This window comes from Amycolatopsis sp. NPDC102522 (assembly GCF_055584485.1).
Genome location: NZ_JBVJLY010000031.1, coordinates 78,705 through 99,235 on the forward strand (window position 1 = coordinate 78,705; position 20,531 = coordinate 99,235).

Below are 20,531 nucleotides of genomic sequence, written 5' to 3' on the forward strand. Positions count from 1 at the left end.
TTTAGACCGCGCCTTCGATGCGGCCGCGCAGCACGTTCGCCTTCCGGTCGTCGAGATCCATGACGAGCTGGAGCGCGTCGCGCCAGATCGTCATGGCCTCTTCGGTGTGCCCCTGCGCGGCCAGCGCGCAGCCGCGTTCGTCGAGCGCGTCGGCCTGTCCCCAGACGTCGCCGCAGTTCCGGTAGGCGGTCAGCGCCCGCTCGCAGTACCCGAGCGCTTGCTCCGGATCGCCGAACCGGCGGCTGGTCCGGGCGAGCGGCACCAGCGCGAAGCCCATGCCGTGCTGGTCGGCGTCCTTCGCGTAGGCCTCGAAGGCGCGAAGGCCGTGTTCGAGGGCGAGGTCTCGTTCACCGAGGTCGCGGTAGGCGCGGCCGAGGTGGACCCGCGCGGTCGCTTCGCCGAGCTGGTACCCGATCCGCGCGTTCACCTCGACACCCTCCTCGATCAGCCGCGCGGCCCGGGGATAGTCCTCGCGTTCGTGCGCGATGTTCCCGAGCCCCACCAGCGCCCAGCCGAGGCTCGGGTTCTCGCCGATCTCCTTCGAGAGCTCGACGGCCTGGCTGAACAGTTCGTGCGCGCGGTCGAGGTCCCCGCGCCGCCGGTGTGCCTCGGCGAGATTGATCGCCGACCACGCCAGACCGGCGAGGTCGCCGCCCGCCTTCGCGGATTCGATCGCCACCTCGTGGCTGGAGATCCACGTCTGCCACGGCCTGCCGAGCAGGTGGTAGTCGAACAATTCCACCGGCAGCCGCCAGCCGATCTCGTACAGCCCGTGGTCCAGTGCCAGCCGGGCCACCCCGGTGATGCTCGGCATCTCCGACGCGCACCAGATGTAGGCCTCGTCGAACGTCGCGAACCGGAGCGGCTCGACGCCTTCGGGGGCGGGCCCCAGGTCGATGTGGTGGTCGCGGGCCGGTGTCAGTGTCCAGCTCGCCGCGTTGGCGGCGTAGAGATACCACTGGGTCAGCCGGAAAACCGCCGCCTGCCGCTCCTCCTGCCACTGCCCCGCGGTGGCCTCTTCGGCGGCATAGACGCGGAGCAGGTCGTGGAACCGGTAGTACTGGGCGCCGACCTGCTGGATGAGATGCGCCTGCACGAGTCTGTCGAGAAGCCGCCGCGCGTCGTGTTCGGGCAGTCCGGCGAGAGCCGCCGCCGCGCTCGCGCAGATCCGCGGCCCGGGGTGGAGGCCGAGGAGCCGGAACATGCGGGCGGTGTCGGCCTCGAGCGCGCGGTAGGACCAGCTGAAGGCGGCCCGGACCCCGACGGCGTCGTCGTCGACAGCGAGCAGTTCCAGCCGCCGCCCCTCGGCGACGAGTTCGCGGGCGAGGTCACCGATGCTCTGGTGGGGATGCGTGGCGACCCGTTCGGCGGCGATGTTCACCGCCAGCGGCAGCGCCGCGCACAACCGGACGAGCTTGCCGACACCTTCGGGGTCGCCCGCCGCGCGCTCGTCTCCGATGAGCTCGGCCATGAGCCGTGTCGCTTCGAGATCTTCCAACGGTTCCAGGGAAACCTGGACCGCGCCGCTGCCGACGACGAGTCCCGAGAGCCGTCGCCTGCTGGTGATCAGCACGGTGGTGTCCGGGGTGCCGGGCAGCACCGGTCGCACCTGGTGCGAGTCGAGGGCGTTGTCCAGCACGACGAGGGTGCGCTGGCCGCGCAGCAGTCCGCGCAGGAGCGCGAGCCGCATGTGCTCCTCGGCGGGTACGCGATCGGGGCGGACGCCGACGCACCGGAGGAGATCGTCGAGGATGTCGGCGGGTTGCGCGGGGGAGCCCGCCGCGTAACCGCGCAGATCCGACCAGAGGACGCCGTCGAACTCCTCCTGCCGCCGGTTCGCCCAATTCAGCACGAGCGCTGTCTTGCCGACACCGGGTGGCCCCGCCACGAAGACCACTTTGGCCGGTCCGCTGAACACCTTTTCGTCGAGCAGGGCGAAATGCTCTTCGCGGCCGACGAAATGGCTCGGTGGCGGGGGAAGGTGAACGTAAGGTTCCGCGCGGGCGGCTTCGGCGAGCACGATCAGCGTCCCGCCCGCCTCCAGCGCGCGATCGCAGGATTCGGCGAATTCCGCGCTCGGCGGGGTGAGGCCGCGTTCGACCCGGCTGATGAGGCTTTTGTCGACATAGGCGAGTTTCTGGAGTTCGCGCAGTGCCAGGCCTTTGGCCTGCCGCCGTTGCCGCAGCGCGCGCCCGAACGCCAGCGCGGCCGTCGAAACCGGCCTTGGTTCCGCGCGTGCTTTCCCGGTCTCCCCGGATCTGGCCGAACCGGAATTCTCGGTCACCAGAAAGCACCTTTCTCCCTGCTTCGCGGCAGATCGTGCCACAACTCCCGTGACGGCGGGCAGGGCCATCTGCCGATTCGTCGCTGGGCAGAACGGCTCCGCGCGCGACAACCTTCCCATTACATGGGTCACAACACGGCCACCGGGTGTGCGGAGGTGCGAAGACTGCCCTCAAACTGTGCGAGAACGCGCCCGTTCCCCACCGGAGCGCCAGTCGAAAGGGAGGTGGATCATGCGCGACCGCGAAATGTGAGCAGGCCCTGTTCCGCCTTGCGAGCAACCGGGCGAGTACTGATCTCCTCGCAAGCCGGTCGTGGTCGCCTTTCCGGGCGGCCACGACCGTGACCTTTCAGACCATGTAGTACCGCTTAACGTCGGTGTAGATCTTTTCACTTGTCCTGACGAGTCGCCCGAGGCAGCTTGGAGAGGTATCGAGCGGCTCGGCGAAAGGATCGACGTGGGCATCGGCGCGCCAGGAACCCTGGCCAGGATGGGCGTTCTCGCCCTGTTGTGGGGCTCGGGTTTCCTGTGGATCAAGCTGGCGCTGACCGGGCTGCCGCCCGTTCAGGTCACCGTCATCCGCTGCGCACTCGGCGCGGCCGTCCTGCTGGTGTTGAGCCGCTTCGCCGGGCAACGCCTGCCACGGGGCCGCCGGATCTGGGGCAGGCTCCTCGTCGCCGCCTTCTTCTGCAACGCCCTGCCGTTCGCGTTGTTCAGCATCGGTGAACTGACCGTCGATTCCGGTATCGCCGGGGTGATGAACGCGACGACCCCGCTGTGGTCGTTGCTGATCGGCATCGGGATCGGCACCGAACGCCGGATCACCGCGATCCGGGTGGGCGGGCTGGCCCTCGGTTTCGCCGGCATCCTGCTGATCTTCGCGCCCTGGCAGAAGAGCGGCCTGCTCGGCTGGGGGACGCTGGCCCTGCTCGGCGCCGGAGTCAGCTACGCCGTCGCTTTCGCTTACATGGGGCGGAAACTCGTCGGCGAGGGCGGGCCGATCGCGATCTCCGCCGCGCAGCTGCTGACAGCCACCGGGCTGAGCGCGCTCGCGCTGCCGTTCGACGCGGCACCGGCCGGGCCGCTGAACCTCACCGCGTTGATCGCCGTCGTCGTCCTCGGGATCTTCGGCACCGGCGTCACCTTCTACCTCAACTACCGGCTCATCGCCGACGAAGGCGCGACCTCCGCGGCGACCGTCGGCTATCTGCTGCCTGTCGTCTCGGTCGCGCTGGGCGCGCTCGTGCTCGGCGAGGAACTCGGCCCGCGCGTGCTCGCCGGGATGGCGGTGGTACTGCTCGGAGTCGCCCTGACGCGCTACGTGAGGTCTTCGGCGAGCAAGTCCATCAGCAGCCCGTCGTGCCAGCCTTCACCCTCGGTGTCGCGTTCGTAGCCGCGCATCACCCCGACCTCACGGAAACCGACGGCCTTGTAACAGCGGATCGCGGCGTCGTTGTCCGCGGCGGGGTCGATCACCAGCCGGTGGTGCCCGCGATCGCGCAGGAGATGGCGGGCCATCGTGCGGACCGTGTCCGTCCCCAGCCCGCGGCCGTGCGCCGCCGGGTCGAGGAAGAGGTCGACCGACGCGTGCCGGTACATCGGGTCCTCCTCCTCGCCGTACTGGACGAAGCCCCGGACGACGCTCTCTTCCAAGACGGTGAAGCAGGCCGTCGTGGGATCGTCGAACGGCCAGGTGGGGGAGTCGTCGACCGAGCCCCAGCGCGCTCTGACCCCGGCCGTGCCGCGGATCCGCCGCAGTTCCGGGACATGGGCTTCGGTGACCGGGGTCAGGATCACGATCTCCCCGTGCAACTCGGTGGTCAGTTCCCCGCTCCGTCCGCTCGTCCGAATGGTGCCAGTCTAGGGAGAAAACGGTGGGTGCGCCGCCGGAACCGCAAGAAGACAGGGGGCCTTCCCGGCCGGGATCGGGTATCAACGAAAGGGACGACGGAGGTGGGTCATGGGGAACCTGTTCGAGGAACCGCGTCCGGCCGGGGAACCGGCCGAAGGTGGGGCGACGGCCGTACGGGCGATGGTGCTGCGCAAGGCGACCGAAGCGGTGGTCGCGAACGCCCGCGACGCGACGGATTGCCGGATGCTGCTGGAAATGCTGGGGTTGCGTTCCGAGCCGTCGGCCCGGTCCGGCGACGAAGCCGCTTAGCACCTCGTGAGTGGTAAAGACGGTTCTAACCATCTTTACCACTCACGAGTCTTGAGTCGTCAGCGCCGCGGAAGCACACAGAATTCGTTGCCTTCGGGATCGGCCATGACCACCCAGGGGTCCGGCTCGGGGTCTTCGACGATCTTGGCACCGAGTGCCACGAGCCTGGCGACCTCTTCACGTTGCTCGAGTTCGGTGGGCGCGAGGTCGAGGTGCAGCCGGTTCTTGACGGACTTGTCTTCGGGAACCGGCTGGAAAAGCAGGCTCGGGACGTCCGGGCTCTTCAACTCGACATAGGTCACGCCGTGACTGTCGGTCCATCGTTCGGTTTCGGGGTAGCCGAGCGCTTCCTTCCAGAACGCGGCCAGTGCTTCGGCCTCGTGGCAGTCGACGGCGACGGCGAGCATCCGGGTTCGCATCGAACCACGGTGTCACGGAACGGCGAGGTTTGCCGGACGCGCGGACGGGCATCCGGCGGGGAGCAGTTGCCCTCGCCGAAAGGAGCACCATGAAGGCCGTCACCTGGCACGGGAAACGCGACGTCCGGGTGGACACCGTCCCGGATCCGAAGCTGATCGAACCCACCGACGCCGTCGTGCGCATCACCTCGACCGGTATTTGCGGTTCCGACCTACACCTCTACGAGGTTCTCGGTGCTTTCATCGACGAGGGTGACATCCTCGGGCACGAGCCGATGGGCGTCGTGGAGGAGGTCGGGGCCGGGGTGACGAACCTGAAACCCGGCGATCGCGTCGTCGTCCCCTTCAACATCTCCTGCGGTCACTGCTTCATGTGCGACCGCGGTCTGCAATCGCAGTGCGAGACCACGCAGGTCACCGATCGCGGCAAGGGCGCGGCGTTGCTCGGCTACACCAAGCTCTACGGACAGGTCCCGGGCGGCCAGGCCGAGTACCTGCGTGTCCCGCAGGCACAGTACGGCCCGATCAAGGTGCCGGACGGCCCGCCGGACGAGCGCTTCGTCTACCTGTCCGACGTCGTGCCCACGGCCTGGCAGGCCGTCGACTACGCGAACATCCCCGAAGGCGGCACGGTCGTGGTCTTCGGGCTCGGGCCGATCGGCCAGTTCTGCTGCCGGATCGCGAAACACCGGGGCGCGGGCAAGGTGATCGGCATCGACCTGGTCCCGGAACGGCTCGCGAAGGCGGCCGCGGCCGGTGTCGTCACCTACGACACACGCGAACACAAGTACCTCGGCGACATCATCCGCGAGGCCACCGGTGGCAGGGGAGCGGACTCGGTGATCGACGCCGTCGGGATGGAGGCACACGGTGCCCCGATCGGGCGCCTGGCGCAGAATCTCGTCGCCCTGCTGCCCGATCCGATCGGCGCGAAGATCACCGAGAAGGCCGCGATCGACCGGCTCAGCGTGCTGTACGCGGCCATCGACTGTGTCCGGCGCGGCGGCACGATCTCGTTGAGCGGCGTCTACGGCGGCATGGTCGATCCGCTGCCGATGATGGACCTCTTCGACAAGCAGATCACCTTGCGGATGGGACAGGCCAACGTCCGGCGCTGGATCGACGACATCATGCCGCTGATCACCGACAGCGCCGACCCGCTCGGCGTCGAAGGATTCGCCACGCACAAGCTGCCACTGGCGGAGGCGCCGCACGCCTACGAGATCTTCCAGAAGAAGCAGGACGGTGCGGTCAAGATCCTTCTGGAGCCGTCGGCCGCGTGAGTGACGGGCATACTCATCGCGTGGCTTTCTTCGACATCGAGGGTTATGAACCCGTGTGGCTCTCCGGGCTCAAGCAGATCCGGAGAGCGCACGGGGACCGCCTGGGCGCTCTGGTCGGCAAGCGGCTCCAGCGCGTCCACCTGACCTGGTTCGTCGAGTACAGCGAATGGCTCTCGGACGCGCCTGTCGTGGTCGACTTCGGTGACGAACGGCTGGAGATCACGCACTGGAAGTTCGACGAGGTTTCCCTGACCTGGAACACGATCGACCCGGACGGCAAGTCCGCATGGGACTGGGGCGATCCTGCGGAGCCCAGCCCGCTCCGGTGGCGGCAGGACATCTACCCCGAACTGTCCGCTTTGGAGGGTCAGGTGCTCCAGGACGTCGAACTGCTCGAGTGGGCGGGGCGGGACATGGCCGGTGGCATGGTCGCGATCGGCTTCGTCTTCCCGAACGGGCGGTTCACCGTCTTCAACGCGATGGACGAGAACGGCATCGAGTTCATCGAGCCGGACTCCGCCTACCGAAGGCATTCCCTGGCGGAGTGAAAACGGGATGCGTCGGTCGCCGATCTTGGCGATACTTCCCGGCATGTCCCGGATCAAACTGGCCGAAGCGCTCGCACTGCGCGCCGACGCGACCAAGAAGGTGGAGGCGCTGCGTTCCCGGATCGTCGACAACGCACGGCACCAGGAGGGCGAGGAGCCGGCGGAAGACGCTTCCGCTCTGCTCGTCGATGCCGAAACCGCGCTGGACGAACTGGAATCGCTGATCCAGCGGATCAACCGCACCAACGCCGCGACCCCGCTCGGGGAGGGCACGCTCACCGACGCGATCGCGCGCCGCGACGTCCTCCGGCTCCGGCACGGCGTCCTCACCGCGGCCGCCGACGCCGCGGCCGGGCGCAACCAAGGCGGTTATGGCCGCCAGCTTCGCTCGGAACTCCGGTACCTCTCCGCGCTTCCGGTCGCGGACCTGCGATCCCGCGCGGACCGGGTCGCGGGGGAGATCCGGGCGATCGACGTCGAGATCCAGCGCACCAACTGGGAGACCGACCTCCTGGACTGAACGTGGAAAGCAGGTAGCCCTCCGGGAAGCGGGCACAAGCCGAGAGCCGGCGGTATTCCGGCTCACCTCCTGGTACGTGGCGGGCAGCGTGGGGTTCGACTCCCCGATCACAACTCCGCCCAGCACGATGCACAGGTGACGGCGCAAACGGCACAGTTCATCACCAGGTGCCGGTCCCGGAGGGTGAGGGCGGGTACGGGGCCTTTCCACGGCATTCCCCTTGGCCGAGTGGTGTTCCTGACACCTTTCGCCCCGTCGAAGCATGGGCGGACCTGATCGACTCTGTGCCAAGGTGAAAAGCGGAACAACCCAAGAGCCCAGGTGGTGACCCCGGATGGCACTGAAGATCGGTTACAAGGCGTCGGCCGAGCAGTTCGGCCCGCGCGACCTCGTCGAGTACTCCGTGCTCGCCGAGCAGGTCGGGCTGGACAGCGTGATGGTCAGCGACCATTTCCAGCCCTGGCGGCATCAGGGCGGGCACGCGCCGTTCTCGTTCGCCTGGATGGCGGCGGTCGGCGAGCGCACCGAGCGGGTGGTTCTCGGCACCAGCGTGCTGACGGCGACCTTCCGCTACAACCCGGCCGTGGTGGCGCAGGCTTTCGGCACCCTCGGCAGCCTGTACCCGGGCCGCGTGCTGCTCGGCGTCGGCAGCGGCGAGGCCCTCAACGAGGTCGCGGTCGCCCGGATCGAGTGGCCCGCGTTCAAGGAGCGGTTCGCGCGGCTGCGCGAGGCGATCGAACTGATGCGCAAGCTGTGGTCCGAAGAGCGCGTCACGTTCGAAGGCGAGTACTACCAGACCACCGACGCCACCGTGTACGACCGTCCCGAGGGCGGCGTCCCGATCTACATCGCGGCAGGCGGCCCGGTGATGGCGAAGTACGTCGGCAAGCAGGGTGACGGCTTCATCTGCACCAGCGGCAAGGGGATGGACCTCTACACCGAGAAGCTGCTGCCCGCGGTCGCGGAAGGCGCGGAGCAGGTCGGCCGCAGCACCGGCGACATCGACAAGATGATCGAGATCAAGCTGTCCTACGACCCGGATCCGGCGCAGGCGCTGGAGAACACCCGGTTCTGGGCGCCGCTCTCGCTGACGCCGGAGCAGAAGGCCGGCATCGAGGACCCGGCCGAAATGGAGAAGGCCGCGGACGCGCTGCCGATCGAGCAGGTCGCGCGCCGCTGGATCGTCACCTCGGACCCGGCCGACGCCGTCGAGCAGATCAAGCCGTATGTCGAGGCCGGCTTCAACCACCTCGTGTTCCACGGCCCGGGCCACGACCAGGAGCGGTTCCTGCGCTCGTTCTCCGAGCAGGTCGTCCCGGGTCTGCGCGAACTCGGCTGATCCGGCGCGGGTGGTGGCACCGAGCCGGTGCCACCATCCGTCAGGACTCGGTGACGAGCTTGGTCATCTCCTGGTCGAAGTCGAACCACTCCGGCTCGGACCCGGCGGGCACGACGTCGTAGGTCCGGTCGAGGAAGTCGGCCAGTTCCTGCGCCGAGGCTTCGAGGACAGCGCAGCCGTCGGGCGCGCTGAGCGCGAAAATCACGATCGAGGTGTCGTCGGCCGGGCTGATGATCACGTCGCCTTCACCTGATGGGGTGAGAAGGCCGTCCGCGAGCAGGTCGCGGCCGAACATCCAGCGGACCGTTCCGCCGCCCGAGTGGTAGGCCACCACGACGGCGTAAGGGTCTTCGGGGTCGTATTCGAGATCGGCCTGGACCGGCAGAGGGTCCGCACCGAAAGTGCGCAGGCCGAAGACGATCGTCCCCCGGATGAGGTCGCTTTCCTTGTCCAACGCTTCAGCCCCTTACGTTCGGTTGCTGTTGATCTTCAACTATTGATAACGCAATGTGAAGCGGTTTCGTGACCCGAGCCGAGAACTTTCACACGTTCGGCTGAGAGCTGCGTCTCAGACGCTCACGCACGGTCCCCGTCGAGCACGTGCGGTGAGCACGCGGGAAATGTGATCATCCGTGCAAAAGAAAGAGATTCCGCACGTGCATATTCCGGTGAATTGAAATAGCCAACCGTTCGGCGGAGTGAATCGATATTTCGCGCGGTTAGCATCATCGTGCGTCGTTCAAGTATTTCCAGGAGACCGGCGTGGCTCCGTCCTGGACCTCGGCGAGCTTGATCGTTGTGGATCAGGAGGAAGCAGCAATGGGTGTGCGAATCACTGTCGCCATTCCACGAGAAGACCAAGAGCGGCGAGACGCGGTTTACGGACCGCGACGGCGGGCTGTCCCGGGACGTGTTCACGCCCCGTCCCGGTTCGGTGCCGGGCCCGAACCGGCCGTGCCGAGGGTCCAGGGGCGTCGCCGTGATTGACCGGCTCCCGATGCGCGTCGGGCAGGCCGACATCGATCGACTGGAGGGCGTCATCGCCGCGCTCCGGGCGCGCGACTATCGGGAAGGCGGCGGATCCTGCCGGGAACTGCTGCGCGTGCTGGAGCCATACGGTGTGGCACTGCGGCGGGGGATGATGTCCGAGACGCTGGCCCGGCGGCTGGCGGGCGTGGTCGCGGATCTGCACAATCTGAGGGGCTGGACGGAATTCGACTCCGGCCGCCCCGCGCGGGCGGAGCGGCACTTCCACCTCGCGCTCGAACTCGCGGCGGAGTCGGGCAACGACGACCTCGCCGCCAACATCCGCTACCGGCTCGGCCGGATGTATCTGCATCACCGCTCTCCGGTGGAGGCGCTTGAGCAGTTCGGTCACGGCCAGCTCGCGGCACGCCGCGCGGGAAGGCCGCTGTCACAAGCGATCCTTTCGGCGAACGAGGCCTGGGCGTACGCGCTGCTCGGCGACGTCCGCCAGTCGCTGGACAAGATTTCCCTTGCGCCGGAACAGTTCGCCAGCTCGTTGGGAGACTTCGTCCCGTCGTGGTCGGCGTTCTTCACCGCCAATGACATGGCCGCGATGATCGGCACGGTACGCACCGAGCTCGCCAGGATCGTCGACGTCCGCCACAGCCGGGAGGCCATCCCCGCGCTCACCGAGGCCATCGACGGCTACGGGCCGGACATGGAACGCAGCCGGTCGCTGACGATGATCTGGCTCGCCGTGGATCACGCGTTGGAAGGTGACTTGGACCGTGCGGCGGAGGTCGGCCTCTCCGCGATGGAGATCGCATACGGAATCCGTTCCGCGCGTACGCGGGATCGTTTGCGGCCGCTGTCGGAAAGCGTGCGGAAGCGGGTGAGCGACATTAATGCACGAGATCTTCTTGACCGGATCGCAACATTTCGCGCCGGCGCCTGAGCGCCACGGAATAGGTGGAGGAATGACCGGATCAATTCCGGCGGGCGTAGGCTCGCGGGCATGAAACGGACTTCGTTCGCGCAGTGGCCGTGCTCGATCGCGCGCACCATGGACCTGCTCGGCGACTGGTGGACGCCGCTGGTCCTGCGGGAGGCGTTCTACGGGATCCGCAGGTTCGACGAGTTCCAGCAGGAACTCGGCATCGCGCGGAACACCCTCGCCGACCGGCTGCGCCGCCTCGTCGGCGAAGGACTGCTGGAAAAGCGTGCCTACCAGGCCGACCCGGTCCGTTACGACTACGTGCTGACCGAGAAGGGCGCGGATTTCTACGGGGTGCTCGCCGCGATGTCGCGCTGGGGTGACCGCTGGCTCGCCGAAGAGGCCGGGCCGCCGATCACGCTCCACCACGACACGTGCGGCCACGACACGCACGCCGAGGTCGTCTGCGCGCACTGCGCCGGGCCGCTCACCGCCGAGAACACGCGGGCGCGACTCGGGGCGGGCTACCCGCCGAAGCTCGCGAACCGGCCCGACGTGGTGCGCCGTTTCGCCGCTCAGGAAGGTTTGACAACGTAAGTCCATCTACGCAACTATCGAGGTCACGAGCACGGGAGGCGGACCACGATGGAGTGGACGGGCGCCAAGTACGCCGACAAACCGACGGTCGAGGTCGAGGCGTGGGTCGACGCGAATCCGGAGCGGGTCTGGTCGATCGTCTCCGACGTCCGGCTGATGCCGCAGATGAGCCAGGAGCTCCAGGCGGCCGAATGGTGTGACGGCGCGGCAGGCGAGGCGGCGGTCGGCAGGCGGTTCGTCGGCCGCAGCAAGCACGACGCGCTCGGCGAATGGGAGACCACGTCGCACGTCGTCGAATGCGACGAGCCGCGTGTCTTCACCTGGGCCGTGCACGATCCCGAGACGCCGACAGCGCTGTGGCGCTTCACGCTGGAGCCCGAGAACGGCGGGACGAAGCTCCGGCAATGGATGCAGCTGGGGCCGGGTCGGTCGGGCCTCTCGCTGGCCATCGACCAGATGCCGGACAAAGAGGAGAAGATCGTCTTCGTCCGGTTGCGCGAGTTCGAGAAGGCGATGACAGGGACCCTCGCGGCGATCAAGGAACGGGCCGAGGTGGCCGGCGCGTGATGCGGACGGCGACCACGGTCGAGGCTTCCCGCGGCTGGCGGGAGACGCTGGACTTCGTCCTGGAGGCGGAGAAACTCGGTCTCGACGACTGCTGGGTCGCCGAGGCGTGGGGTTCGGACGCGCCGTCCGTGCTCGGCTATCTCGTCGCGCGGACCGAGCGGGTCCGGCTCGGCTCGGGGATCATCCAGCTCGGCACCCGGACCCCGGTGGCGATCGCGCAGGCCGCGCTGACGCTCTCGGAGCTCTCCGGCGGCCGGTTCGTCCTCGGGCTCGGCGCTTCGGGGCCGCAGGTGATCGAGGGTCTCCACGGCGTTTCGTTCGCCCGGCCGCTGACGCGGATGCGGGAAACGGTCGAGATCATCCGCCTGGCGTTCAGTGGGGAGAAGATCGCGTTCTCCGGCAAGGAGTTCGAGATCCCGCTGCCGGGCGAGAGCAGGCCGATGCGGCTGTCGACGACGCCGAATCCGGACATCCCGATCCATCTGGCCACGCTTTCGCCGAAACTGCTGGAGCTGACCGGCGAGCTCGCGGACGGCTGGCTGGGTACGAGTTTCGTCCCGGAGGGGGCGCAGGCCTACTTCTCGCATCTCGACGCCGGTCTCGCGAAGGCGGGCCGGTCGCGGGCGGACCTCGAAGTCTGCCAAGGCGCCGAGGTCGCCTTCGCCCGGGACGAGGACGAGCTGCGCGGGATGGTCGCGGGCCGCAAGGCCGAACTCGCGTTCAGCCTCGGCGGGATGGGTTCGGCGAAGACGAACTTCTACAACAACGCCTACAGCAGGCAAGGCTGGGCCGAGGTCGCCGCGGCGGTGCGGGAGCGCTGGCAGGCGGGCGACCGGGAAGGCGCCGCCGCGCTGGTGACCGACGAGATGGTGCTCGGCACGACGCTGATCGGCACCGAGCCGATGGTGGCCGAACGGCTGCGCGTCTGGAATGCCGCCGGGGTCGACACAGTCCGGCTGTACCCGGCGGGGGAGACCGTCGCCGACCGGCTCACCACCCTCGGCCGCGCGCTGGACCTGGTCCGCGCTCTGGGTTGAGAAGTTGGCCCGAATGCCCGCGCCGGTTGAGGTGACCGGCCGAACGCGGCCCTCCCAGCCTGCTCCAAGCGGGTAGAACTTGTTTCACTTTCGCGTCCGGCTGGAGAACATGACCTCGCTCGATCACCACGCGAGGAGGATCCATGAGACCCGACACCAGCCTGTCCCGGCGCCAGGTTCTGCGCGGCACCGCCGCCGGCGCCGGGATCGCACTCGCGTCGGGTCTGCCGTTCGCCGGGACGGCTTCGGCCGAGGCCGCGGTGATCGGCGAGTACGACGTCGTCGTGGTCGGTGCCGGTGCGGCGGGGATGACCGCCGCGCTGACGGCGGCCAAGCGCGGGCTCAGCTGCGTCGTGCTGGAGAAGGCGGCGAAGTTCGGTGGTTCGGCCGCCCGTTCGGGGGCGGGGATCTGGATTCCGTGCAACCCGGTGCTGGCCGCGGCCGGCGTCCGTGACACCCCGGAGCAGGCCGCACGGTACTTGGCCGCCGTGGTCGGCCCGTCGATCCCCGCCTCGCGACAGCAGGCCTTCCTCGCCAACGGCCCGTCGATGCTGTCGTTCGTGATGGCCAACAGCCCGCTGCGGTTCCGGTGGATGGAGGGCTACAGCGACTACTACCCGGAACTGCCCGGCGGGATGCCGGACGGCCGCTCGATCGAACCCGATCAGCTCGACGGGAACGTCCTCGGCGCCGAACTGGCCAACCTGAACCCGCCCTATCTCGCCACGCCCGCGGGGATGGTCGTCTTCAGCGCCGACTACAAATGGCTCGCGCTGGCCGCGGTGAATCCGAAGGGCGCCGCGGTGGCGGCAGCCTGCCTCGCCCGCGGCACGGCCGCCGCGCTCGCCGGACAGAAACCGCTCACCATGGGGCAGTCGCTGGCCGCCGGACTGCGGGCCGGGCTGCAGCGCGCCGGTGTCCCGGTCTGGCTGAACACGCCGTTGACCGATCTCGTCATCGAGAACGGGAAGGTCACCGGAGTGACCGTCGCGGCAGGCGTGGTGAAGGCGCGGCGCGGCGTCATCGTCGGCTCCGGCGGATTCGAGCACAACGCCGCCATGCGGGCGGAATACCAGCGGCAGCCGATCGGTACACAATGGACTGTCGGCGCCCGGTCGAACACCGGGGACGGGATCCTGGCAGGCAAACGCGCCGGGGCGGCGCTCGACCTGATGGACGACGCGTGGTGGGGGCCGGCGATCCCGCTGCCCGGCGAGCCGTACTTCTGCCTCGCCGAGCGGACCCTGCCCGGCGGGCTGATGGTGGACGCGGCGGGCAAACGGTTCGTCAACGAAGCGGCGCCGTACAGCGACGTCGTGCACACGATGTACGACCGGAACCCGACGTCGCCCACCATCCCGGCGTGGCTGGTCGTCGACCAGCACTACCGCAACCGGTACCTCTTCCGCGACGTCGCGCCGCTGCTGCCGCTTCCCGATGAGTGGTACTCGGCGGGGGCGGTCAAGAAGGCGTGGACCGTGGAAGCGCTCGGCGCCGCGATCGGCGTTCCGTCGCAGGCGTTGCGCGCCACGGTCAATCGGTTCAACGGCCAGTCACTGTCCGGTGTGGACAGTGACTTCCGCCGGGGTGCCAGCGTCTACGACCACTACTACACCGACCCGTACGTCCTGCCGAACTCGTGCCTCGCCCCGCTCTGGGAACCTCCGTTCTACGCGTTCAAGATCGTCCCGGGCGACCTCGGCACCAAGGGCGGGATGCGCACCGACGCGCGGGCGCGGGTCCTGCGGGCGGACGGCTCGGTCATCGCCGGGCTGTACGCCGCAGGGAATGCCAGCGCGGCGGTGATGGGCGGCAGTTACGCGGGCGCGGGGTCGACGATCGGCCCGGCGATGACCTTCGGGTACGTCGCGGCGAACGACCTCGCCGATCATCCCGGGTGAGTGACCGCTCCGAGGAGTTCGCTTTCGACGTGCCCGACCGCGGTGATGGCGCCGAAGGCCAGGAGGTGGAGAAGGCAGTGGTCGCTGTACCCGCCCGCTCGCCAGGCCTCCACGTCGTTCTCGGTGATCCGCCCCGGAGCGATTCCGGCCAGGACGGCGAGGGTGGCGCCTGCCCGGTCGGCCGGGTCCAAGGGAGCGAGCCAGGCGCGGTCACCGTCGAGGGCGGATCGCCGATGGCGCGCGATCGTTTCGCGCACGACGGACTGGGCCTGCTCGGAGAGGAGGCCGCTTCCGAGTTCGGCCGCGCGCCGCAGCGCGACATAGGCGGGGCCGACGGCGCTGGTGCCCGCCCAGCCGGGGATTCCGGCGGCCGGGACGTCGTCCAGCAGGGAAAGGCTGTCGCCGTCGGTTCGCTCTCGGTGGATCGCGCGGGCGATCGGCGCGCCGTCGAAGGCGGCGGGTGCGTCCTCGCTCATCGCGCCGGGAAGCAATTTCTCGTTCAGCAGCACCAGGACCATCCGGTTGATGAAGTGCAGCGCGAGCGCCGTTCCGAGATATTCCGGTGTTTCCTCGGTGGAGAAGGGGAGAGGGCCGCCTGATCGTGCCCAGCGGGCGAGCGCGGCGAGGCCCTCGCCCGCCGGTTCCTCACGGCGCTCCAGTGCGTCCGCGACGTCCTCCCCGCCGGCGAGGCGCAGGAATATCAGATGCCCGGCGGTGTCGTAGGCGCAGTCGTTGCTCTGTGAAACGGATACCGTGACGATTTCCTTGCGCCATCGGGGAACCGTGCCCGCCACCAGTGACTCGCGCAGTAGCGCCCAGCACGGGGCGAGCAGTTCCGGCGCGGGAGAGAGCATCCGGACCGCCGGGCCGATACTGCTGAACTCCGTGTCGACCTGCCGGTAGACGGCGGCCACCGGTCCGGTGGCGTCCTCGGGGGAAATCGGGGTGATGTGACGGAAGAGCATGGTGGGGGACCTTCCTTCGTGGGCTAGCGCGCCGGGGTGAAGGCGCGGTCGGGGAGCTGGAGTCGCGAAGCGGCGATGATCAGCGCGAAGGCGATGAGCGCGGCGAGGGTTCGGATGACGTTGTAGGTCTCCCAGTGATCGAGGATCGCCGCGTGGTCGGCGGGCGCGGTGGTGACCGCCCAGACTTTGATCCGGCCGTTGATCGGCACGTTGCCGAAGCGGGTGACCAGGAACGACGTCACGACCAAGGCCGTGGCCATCCCGGCCAGAAGTCGCGGCCGCCCTCGGTTCAGGAAGACGAGCGCGAGGGAGCTGACGGCCGCGAGCGCCATCGCGGTCTGCATGACGACGCCGTTCCTCTGCATCAGCGCCGTGTGGAAGGTCAACCGCACGTCGAGCGGGACGACGTCGAACGTGGCCGCGACCGCGATCGCGCCGTAGCCGAACGCCCCCGCGAGCAGACCCGTCGACAAGAGGGCGACGACGGTGACGAGACCCGACCTTATCTTTGACATGCTGTCAAACATAGCCGCCTGGGTTAAGCTTGACAACATGTCTGAGATAGCCGCGGGCCGCCGGAGGCGACGGCGGACCGATGCCGACCGCAGTGCTGCCTCGATTCTCGCCGCGGCCAAGGAAATCCTTGGCACGCAACCAACCGCAAGCGTCGAGGACATCGCGAAGGCGGCCGGGGTGAGCAGGCAGACCGTCTACGCGCATTTCAAGACCAGGGAGGCGCTCCTGGGCGCGGTGATCGACGCGGTGTCCGAGGAAGCCGCACACGAGATGGACTCCGCGCGGCTCGGCGAAGGTCCCGCCGCCGACGCTCTGCTGCGACTGCTCGACATCGGATGGCGGACCTTCCGGCGCTACCCGTTGCTGCCCGGCGGTACGGCCGAGGAAAACGACCCCGAAGCCGACCGGGACCGTCATACGGCGGTGTCCGATCATCTGGACCGGCTGCTCACCCGGGGCAAGACGTCGGGGGAATTCGATCAGGAGCTCGCGAATCCCTGGCTCATCAGTGCGATCGTGGCGCTCGGCCACGCCGCCGGACAGGCCGTGGACGCGAAGCAGTTGACGTTCGAAGCCGGTGTCGACGCGCTCGCCGAGAGTGTGCTGCGGCTTTGTGGCGTCGAACGGCGGGACTGACGGGCACGGAACGTGCCGATGCGCTCAAGGCCGGTCCCGGACCGGCTAAGGTGAGACGTTCGCGTGGCATCAAGGGCTGGGGGGTCCGCCATGATCACCAAACGTTCCTATCACCACGGGGACCTTCGACGTGCGCTCGTCATGGCCGCACGGGAGGGCCTCGTCGAGCGAGGTCCCGAGGGGGTGAGCCTGCGCGGCGCGGTCGCGAAAGTGGGCGCGTCCACCGCGGCGCCGTATCGGCATTTCCGCGACAAGAACGCGCTGCTGGTGGCTGTCGCGCTGGAGGGGCACGCCGAATTGCAGGATCGCCTGCGCGGCTGCGGTGCCGGGACGGTGACCGCGCTCGGGCAGTCCTACCTCGGCTTCGCGCTGGAGAATCCCGCGTTGTACCGGCTGATGGTGGGCGCCGGGATCGGTGACCGGGCCGCGTTTCCGGAGCTCGCCGAGGCGCACCGGGAGACCTGTGCGCTGCTGGCCGATCGGGTGGGGGAGCGGAACGATCCGGGCGGTTTCGCCGTCACGCTGTGGTGTCTGCTCCATGGGCTGGCCACGCTCGTGATCGACGGTCACGTCGAGCGCGACTCCGCCGTCGCGGAGGCCGAACGCAGTCTCGCGTTCTTGGGCGGCGGCGCGGGGACGTGAAGGGCTCCTTCCCTCGGCTGAGCCGTGGAAACTCGGCCTTCGTGGCTTCCTCAAGTACGTGAAGGACCCCTTCACTGCGCTAGGCGCAATGAAGGACCCCTTCATGTACTGCAGGGGGCCGGACAGTGGTGGGGCGCGTGCCTCGTGAGTGGCGATTCGGGCTAGAGCCAAGGGTGTCTCAGGTGCCACTGGATTCTGGGTGCGTATCGCCGGTTTGGTCCGTGAAGGCCTCTTTGAGGGACCCAGAGTCCCTCAAAGAGGCCTTCACGGACTTGCGTATCGCCACATGCGCCACACGTGTACCAGCAGTCACAGCGGTTGCGCGTGAAGGCCCCCTTCCCTCGGCTGAGCCGTGGAAACTCGGCCTTCGTGGCTTCCCCAAGTACGTGAAGGACCCCTTCACTGCGCCTAGCGCAATGAAGGACCCCTTCATGTACTGCAGGGGGCCAGGGTGCCGCGCCGTGGTGGGTCCAGCTGGTCGTGAGTGGCGATTCGGGTTCTAACACGAATCGCCACTCACGACATCGGTTCAGCCCAGCGACGGGATGAACGTCGGCAGCCGCCGGACCTTCGTGTCCTGCTCGAAGGCGTAGGCGATGGCCAACAGCGACGGTTCGCTGAACCGCCCGCCCATGATCGACAGCCCGAGCGGCAACGGTCCGGCGTACGCCATCGGGACGGTCATGTTGGCGTAGCCCGAAACCGCCGCCGGTCCGGACGAGTCGATGAGCAGCGCGCCGTCGCCGACACCGAGCTGCGTCTTCCACGCGGCGTTGTTGGTCGGCGCCACGATCGCGTCCAGTTTGTTCCCGCGCAGCGTCTCGTCGAGACCTCGCCGGGCGGCGCTCGTCGCCGCTTCCCGCATCGCGCGGTACGCCGGATCGGTGAGATCGCCGGCGGTGGCCTGCGACCGGTCCCACAGATTGTGGGTCCAGTACGGCATTTCGACCGCCGCGTGGTCCAGGTTGTACTGGATCAGCCCGGCCAGGTCGGCGGGGTGCCGGCCCCCGGTGGACGCGAGATAGGCGTTCAGGTCGTGCTTGAACTCGGTCCTGATCGCGGGGAACTCGTTGGCCGCGATGACGTCCAGGTAGGGGATCGTGATCTCCACCGTGGTCGCGCCGAGCTGCCGCAGCTTGCCCAGCGCCTGGTCGAACGCCGCCTTCGTCGTGTCGTCCGGGGTGTACACCTCGCGCCAGACGCCGATCCGCTTGCCGCGCAAGGCGTTGGGCCGCAAGAACTTCGTGTAGTCGTCGAGGGACTGCCGGGCGGCATCGACGGTGATCGGGTCACGGCGGTCGGCGCCGTTGAGGGCCGCGAGCAGGATCGCGGCGTCCACCACGTTGCGCGCCATCGGGCCCGCGGTGTCCTGCTGTTTCGACACCGGCACGATCCCGCTGCGGCTGACCAGACCGAGACTCGGCTTGACACCCACGATGCCGTTGGCGCCCGACGGGCAGCTGATCGAACCGTCCGTTTCGGTCCCGACGGCGACGGTCGCCAGATGCGCCGCGACCGCGACGCCCGGGCCGGACGACGATCCGCACGGGTTGCGGTCGAGCACGTAGGGGTTGGCGGTCTGGCCCGCGAGCGGGCTCCAGCCGTTCGACGAACTCGTGGACCGGTAACTCGACCACTCCGACAGGTTGGCCTTGCCGAGGATGACCGCCCCGGCCTCGCGCAGGTTTTCGACCACGCCGGCGTCACGGTACGGGCGGGAATTCAGCAGCGCTGTCGAACCCGCCGTGGTCGGCTGCCGGTCCGCGGTGTCGATATTGTCCTTGAGCAGCACCGGAATTCCGTCCATCGGTCCCTTCGACCGATGCCGGTGGCGCCGCGCGTCACTGTCCGCGGCGAGCCGCAGCGCGTCCGGGTTCGTGGTGAGCACCGCGTGCAGCGTCGGGTTCAGTTTGCGGATCCGCTGCAGGTAGAAGGTGGTCAGTTCGACCGAGGACAGCCTCCCGGCGCGCATCGCCCGTTGCAGATCGGGGATCGTCGCCCGCTCCAGATCGATCCCGGCCACGACGGGACGGCCGGACAGGGTCGAGGCCTGCGCCGGGACGGCCGTGGTGGCGGACGCGACGAACGCCATGGCGAGAAAAGCGGCCGCACCGTGTCTTTTCAGGGAATGTCTTTTCAAGGAATCCCTCCTGGGTCGAAAGAATTCCTGAACCGTACGTGTGGTGCTTCTGTCCGGAAACGCTGAACGGTGCGGATAAACGGTGATTGAATTGTCGTGTGGGCGGCCGCCCGGTAGGCGATCAGTCACGGAAATGGCCTGATGGCAAGGGGTGAGCGTGCTTTCGGTACGCGGAGCTTCCGGTCGCGGACACAGGGTGAGGCGTTTTCAGGCGTTTTCGTCGGAAATATTCCGTCGAATTCGGTCGGTGGTCTCGTTCTCGGGTTGATCGGGGTTTGTTCGGCGTTCGTCGATCATCCGGCCCGGTTCGGTCGCGAGTGCTCGGCGAGCGCGGCGCCGAAGGAACGCGCGGTGCTCGCCAAGCCGGCGACCGCCGAAACCGGGTCGCGCCGGGCGGGCAGGACGGCGGCGAGGGCCGCGCCGACCCGGCCGTCCGGGGTCCTGATGCCGACGGCGGCGCAGCCGAGGCCCGCCGTGATGGTCTCCGATTCGGTCGCGTACCCGGCCGTGCGGATCTCGAGGGCGTCGGTGTCCGGTTCGGCGAGCGCGGGGTGATGGGCGGCGAGCAACCGCCCGGCGGCGGTCCCGGGCGGCAGGGGGCTGCCCGGCCACACGGGGACATCATCGGCGGGCAGGACCGCCCCCGCCGCGACCAGCGCGCGACCCTCCCTCGGGACCACGAGCACCAGGCTCACGCGCATCCGCGCCGAAAGCACCGGCAGCCACTCCTTGGCCAGGTCCCGCAGTTCCGGCTGCCAGAACCGGCCGAGCCGGAACACCCGCGAGCCGATCCGGTAGCCGCGGCCCGCCCGCTCGACCGCGCCGAGGTCGGCCAGCTGGTCGAGGAGCCGGTGCACGGTGGTCTTCGGGAGCCCGGTGTCCCGCACGAGCTGGGTCAGCCCGGCCTGCCCGCCGTGTTCGTTGAGTGCTTCGAGCAACGCGAACGCGCCTTCGAGCACGCCGCGTCCGCCGATGGTTTCCTGTCCTGTCCGCCCGAACTTTGCGGAGCTTCACCGCGCTGAGCTGCGGTCCGAAAAGTAGGTCCGGACGATGATCGTTCGGGTTGTCCGGACCTA

At 68.7% G+C, this 20,531-nt stretch carries 21 protein-coding genes; 13 read left to right on the plus strand and 8 right to left on the minus strand.

What is annotated here, in order from left to right:
• Position 1: 1 nt before the first annotated feature.
• A complete protein-coding gene (locus ACZ6YV_RS40840) occupies positions 2 to 2,284 on the minus strand; it encodes an ATP-binding protein (protein ID WP_465514758.1) in 2,283 nt (760 codons plus the stop codon).
• A 457-nt stretch (positions 2,285 to 2,741) separates the two neighbouring features.
• Between ACZ6YV_RS40840 and ACZ6YV_RS40845 the strand changes: the two genes are divergently transcribed.
• Entirely contained in the window at positions 2,742 to 3,677 is a 936-nt protein-coding gene (locus ACZ6YV_RS40845) for a DMT family transporter (RefSeq protein ID WP_465514759.1), read from the plus strand.
• On the opposite strand, the gene ACZ6YV_RS40850 is transcribed toward ACZ6YV_RS40845, so the two are convergent.
• Positions 3,602 to 4,081, minus strand: a complete 480-nt coding sequence (locus tag ACZ6YV_RS40850) for a GNAT family N-acetyltransferase (RefSeq protein WP_465514760.1) — start codon at positions 4,079 to 4,081, stop codon at positions 3,602 to 3,604. The two genes, ACZ6YV_RS40845 and ACZ6YV_RS40850, sit on opposite strands and share 76 nt — an antisense overlap.
• Positions 4,082 to 4,244: 163 nt before the next feature.
• Here ACZ6YV_RS40850 and ACZ6YV_RS40855 point away from each other — a divergent pair, with 163 nt between their 5' ends.
• Positions 4,245 to 4,445 carry a hypothetical protein gene (locus tag ACZ6YV_RS40855; protein ID WP_465514761.1) on the plus strand — a complete coding sequence of 67 codons (201 nt, stop codon included), beginning with the start codon at positions 4,245 to 4,247 and terminating at the stop codon, positions 4,443 to 4,445.
• A 59-nt stretch (positions 4,446 to 4,504) separates the two neighbouring features.
• Here the strand turns inward: ACZ6YV_RS40855 and ACZ6YV_RS40860 are convergent, their stop codons facing one another.
• Complete coding sequence (locus ACZ6YV_RS40860) at positions 4,505 to 4,864, minus strand: VOC family protein (RefSeq protein ID WP_465514762.1); 360 nt, start codon at positions 4,862 to 4,864, stop codon at positions 4,505 to 4,507.
• Between the two features lie 89 nt (positions 4,865 to 4,953).
• On the opposite strand from ACZ6YV_RS40860, the gene ACZ6YV_RS40865 reads away from it, so the two are divergent.
• The 4 genes from ACZ6YV_RS40865 (at position 4,954) to fgd (ending at position 8,554) form a co-directional block, all read left to right on the plus strand.
• Complete coding sequence (locus tag ACZ6YV_RS40865) at positions 4,954 to 6,147, plus strand: zinc-dependent alcohol dehydrogenase (RefSeq protein WP_465514763.1); 1,194 nt, start codon at positions 4,954 to 4,956, stop codon at positions 6,145 to 6,147.
• A 20-nt stretch (positions 6,148 to 6,167) separates the two neighbouring features.
• Complete coding sequence (locus ACZ6YV_RS40870; RefSeq protein ID WP_465514764.1) at positions 6,168 to 6,695, plus strand: hypothetical protein; 528 nt, start codon at positions 6,168 to 6,170, stop codon at positions 6,693 to 6,695.
• A 43-nt stretch (positions 6,696 to 6,738) separates the two neighbouring features.
• Positions 6,739 to 7,215 carry a DIP1984 family protein gene (locus ACZ6YV_RS40875; protein WP_465514765.1) on the plus strand — a complete coding sequence of 159 codons (477 nt, stop codon included), beginning with the start codon at positions 6,739 to 6,741 and terminating at the stop codon, positions 7,213 to 7,215.
• Positions 7,216 to 7,549: 334 nt separating this feature from the next.
• Positions 7,550 to 8,554 (plus strand): glucose-6-phosphate dehydrogenase (coenzyme-F420), encoded by a 1,005-nt coding sequence (gene fgd, locus ACZ6YV_RS40880; RefSeq protein WP_465514766.1) that lies wholly within the window; start codon positions 7,550 to 7,552, stop codon positions 8,552 to 8,554.
• A 40-nt stretch (positions 8,555 to 8,594) separates the two neighbouring features.
• Here fgd and ACZ6YV_RS40885 read toward each other — a convergent pair whose 3' ends face one another.
• Positions 8,595 to 9,008: an SsgA family sporulation/cell division regulator gene (locus tag ACZ6YV_RS40885; protein WP_378242492.1), complete on the minus strand. Its 414-nt coding sequence runs from the start codon at positions 9,006 to 9,008 to the stop codon at positions 8,595 to 8,597.
• Between the two features lie 543 nt (positions 9,009 to 9,551).
• Here ACZ6YV_RS40885 and ACZ6YV_RS40890 point away from each other — a divergent pair.
• From ACZ6YV_RS40890 to kstD, 5 genes are all read left to right on the plus strand, one after another.
• Positions 9,552 to 10,475, plus strand: coding sequence for a hypothetical protein (locus tag ACZ6YV_RS40890; RefSeq protein ID WP_465514779.1), 924 nt, complete (start codon positions 9,552 to 9,554; stop codon positions 10,473 to 10,475).
• Between the two features lie 60 nt (positions 10,476 to 10,535).
• A complete protein-coding gene (locus ACZ6YV_RS40895) occupies positions 10,536 to 11,051 on the plus strand; it encodes a winged helix-turn-helix transcriptional regulator (protein WP_465514767.1) in 516 nt (171 codons plus the stop codon).
• Between the two features lie 48 nt (positions 11,052 to 11,099).
• Positions 11,100 to 11,618 carry an SRPBCC family protein gene (locus ACZ6YV_RS40900; protein ID WP_465514768.1) on the plus strand — a complete coding sequence of 173 codons (519 nt, stop codon included), beginning with the start codon at positions 11,100 to 11,102 and terminating at the stop codon, positions 11,616 to 11,618.
• A complete protein-coding gene (locus ACZ6YV_RS40905; RefSeq protein WP_465514769.1) occupies positions 11,618 to 12,655 on the plus strand; it encodes an LLM class flavin-dependent oxidoreductase in 1,038 nt (345 codons plus the stop codon). The genes ACZ6YV_RS40900 and ACZ6YV_RS40905 overlap by 1 nt, the downstream gene beginning before the upstream one ends.
• Positions 12,656 to 12,798: 143 nt before the next feature.
• Complete coding sequence (kstD, locus tag ACZ6YV_RS40910; protein WP_465514770.1) at positions 12,799 to 14,556, plus strand: 3-oxosteroid 1-dehydrogenase; 1,758 nt, start codon at positions 12,799 to 12,801, stop codon at positions 14,554 to 14,556.
• On the opposite strand, the gene ACZ6YV_RS40915 is transcribed toward kstD, so the two are convergent.
• Both ACZ6YV_RS40915 and ACZ6YV_RS40920 read right to left on the minus strand, forming a co-directional pair.
• Positions 14,544 to 15,521, minus strand: a complete 978-nt coding sequence (locus ACZ6YV_RS40915; protein ID WP_465514771.1) for a carboxymuconolactone decarboxylase family protein — start codon at positions 15,519 to 15,521, stop codon at positions 14,544 to 14,546. The genes kstD and ACZ6YV_RS40915 overlap by 13 nt on opposite strands.
• Positions 15,522 to 15,544: 23 nt before the next feature.
• On the minus strand, positions 15,545 to 16,036 hold the full coding sequence (locus ACZ6YV_RS40920; protein WP_465514772.1) for an anthrone oxygenase family protein: 492 nt from the start codon (positions 16,034 to 16,036) through the stop codon (positions 15,545 to 15,547).
• A gap of 37 nt (positions 16,037 to 16,073) precedes the next feature.
• Between ACZ6YV_RS40920 and ACZ6YV_RS40925 the strand changes: the two genes are divergently transcribed.
• Positions 16,074 to 16,673 (plus strand): TetR/AcrR family transcriptional regulator, encoded by a 600-nt coding sequence (locus ACZ6YV_RS40925; RefSeq protein WP_465514773.1) that lies wholly within the window; start codon positions 16,074 to 16,076, stop codon positions 16,671 to 16,673.
• Positions 16,674 to 16,763: 90 nt separating this feature from the next.
• Positions 16,764 to 17,315, plus strand: a complete 552-nt coding sequence (locus tag ACZ6YV_RS40930; RefSeq protein ID WP_465514774.1) for a TetR/AcrR family transcriptional regulator — start codon at positions 16,764 to 16,766, stop codon at positions 17,313 to 17,315.
• Between the two features lie 529 nt (positions 17,316 to 17,844).
• On the opposite strand, the gene ACZ6YV_RS40935 is transcribed toward ACZ6YV_RS40930, so the two are convergent.
• Positions 17,845 to 19,407, minus strand: coding sequence for an amidase (locus ACZ6YV_RS40935; RefSeq protein WP_465514780.1), 1,563 nt, complete (start codon positions 19,405 to 19,407; stop codon positions 17,845 to 17,847).
• Between the two features lie 341 nt (positions 19,408 to 19,748).
• On the minus strand, positions 19,749 to 20,414 hold the full coding sequence (locus ACZ6YV_RS40940) for an IclR family transcriptional regulator (protein ID WP_465514775.1): 666 nt from the start codon (positions 20,412 to 20,414) through the stop codon (positions 19,749 to 19,751).
• Between the last annotated feature and the right edge of the window lie 117 nt (positions 20,415 to 20,531).

Coding starts and splice junctions, on each gene's coding strand:
- kstD (WP_465514770.1), top strand. CDS start 12,799: ATGAGACCCGACACCAGCCTGTCCCGGCGCCAGGTTCTGCGCGGCACC.
- ACZ6YV_RS40900 (WP_465514768.1), top strand. CDS start 11,100: ATGGAGTGGACGGGCGCCAAGTACGCCGACAAACCGACGGTCGAGGTC.
- ACZ6YV_RS40865 (WP_465514763.1), top strand. CDS start 4,954: ATGAAGGCCGTCACCTGGCACGGGAAACGCGACGTCCGGGTGGACACC.
- ACZ6YV_RS40890 (WP_465514779.1), top strand. CDS start 9,552: ATGCGCGTCGGGCAGGCCGACATCGATCGACTGGAGGGCGTCATCGCC.
- ACZ6YV_RS40920 (WP_465514772.1), bottom strand. CDS start 16,036: ATGTCAAAGATAAGGTCGGGTCTCGTCACCGTCGTCGCCCTCTTGTCG.
- ACZ6YV_RS40905 (WP_465514769.1), top strand. CDS start 11,618: ATGCGGACGGCGACCACGGTCGAGGCTTCCCGCGGCTGGCGGGAGACG.
- ACZ6YV_RS40860 (WP_465514762.1), bottom strand. CDS start 4,864: ATGCGAACCCGGATGCTCGCCGTCGCCGTCGACTGCCACGAGGCCGAA.
- ACZ6YV_RS40925 (WP_465514773.1), top strand. CDS start 16,074: ATGTCTGAGATAGCCGCGGGCCGCCGGAGGCGACGGCGGACCGATGCC.
- ACZ6YV_RS40855 (WP_465514761.1), top strand. CDS start 4,245: ATGGGGAACCTGTTCGAGGAACCGCGTCCGGCCGGGGAACCGGCCGAA.
- ACZ6YV_RS40915 (WP_465514771.1), bottom strand. CDS start 15,521: ATGCTCTTCCGTCACATCACCCCGATTTCCCCCGAGGACGCCACCGGA.
- fgd (WP_465514766.1), top strand. CDS start 7,550: ATGGCACTGAAGATCGGTTACAAGGCGTCGGCCGAGCAGTTCGGCCCG.
- ACZ6YV_RS40930 (WP_465514774.1), top strand. CDS start 16,764: ATGATCACCAAACGTTCCTATCACCACGGGGACCTTCGACGTGCGCTC.
- ACZ6YV_RS40875 (WP_465514765.1), top strand. CDS start 6,739: ATGTCCCGGATCAAACTGGCCGAAGCGCTCGCACTGCGCGCCGACGCG.
- ACZ6YV_RS40935 (WP_465514780.1), bottom strand. CDS start 19,407: ATGGCGTTCGTCGCGTCCGCCACCACGGCCGTCCCGGCGCAGGCCTCG.
- ACZ6YV_RS40895 (WP_465514767.1), top strand. CDS start 10,536: ATGAAACGGACTTCGTTCGCGCAGTGGCCGTGCTCGATCGCGCGCACC.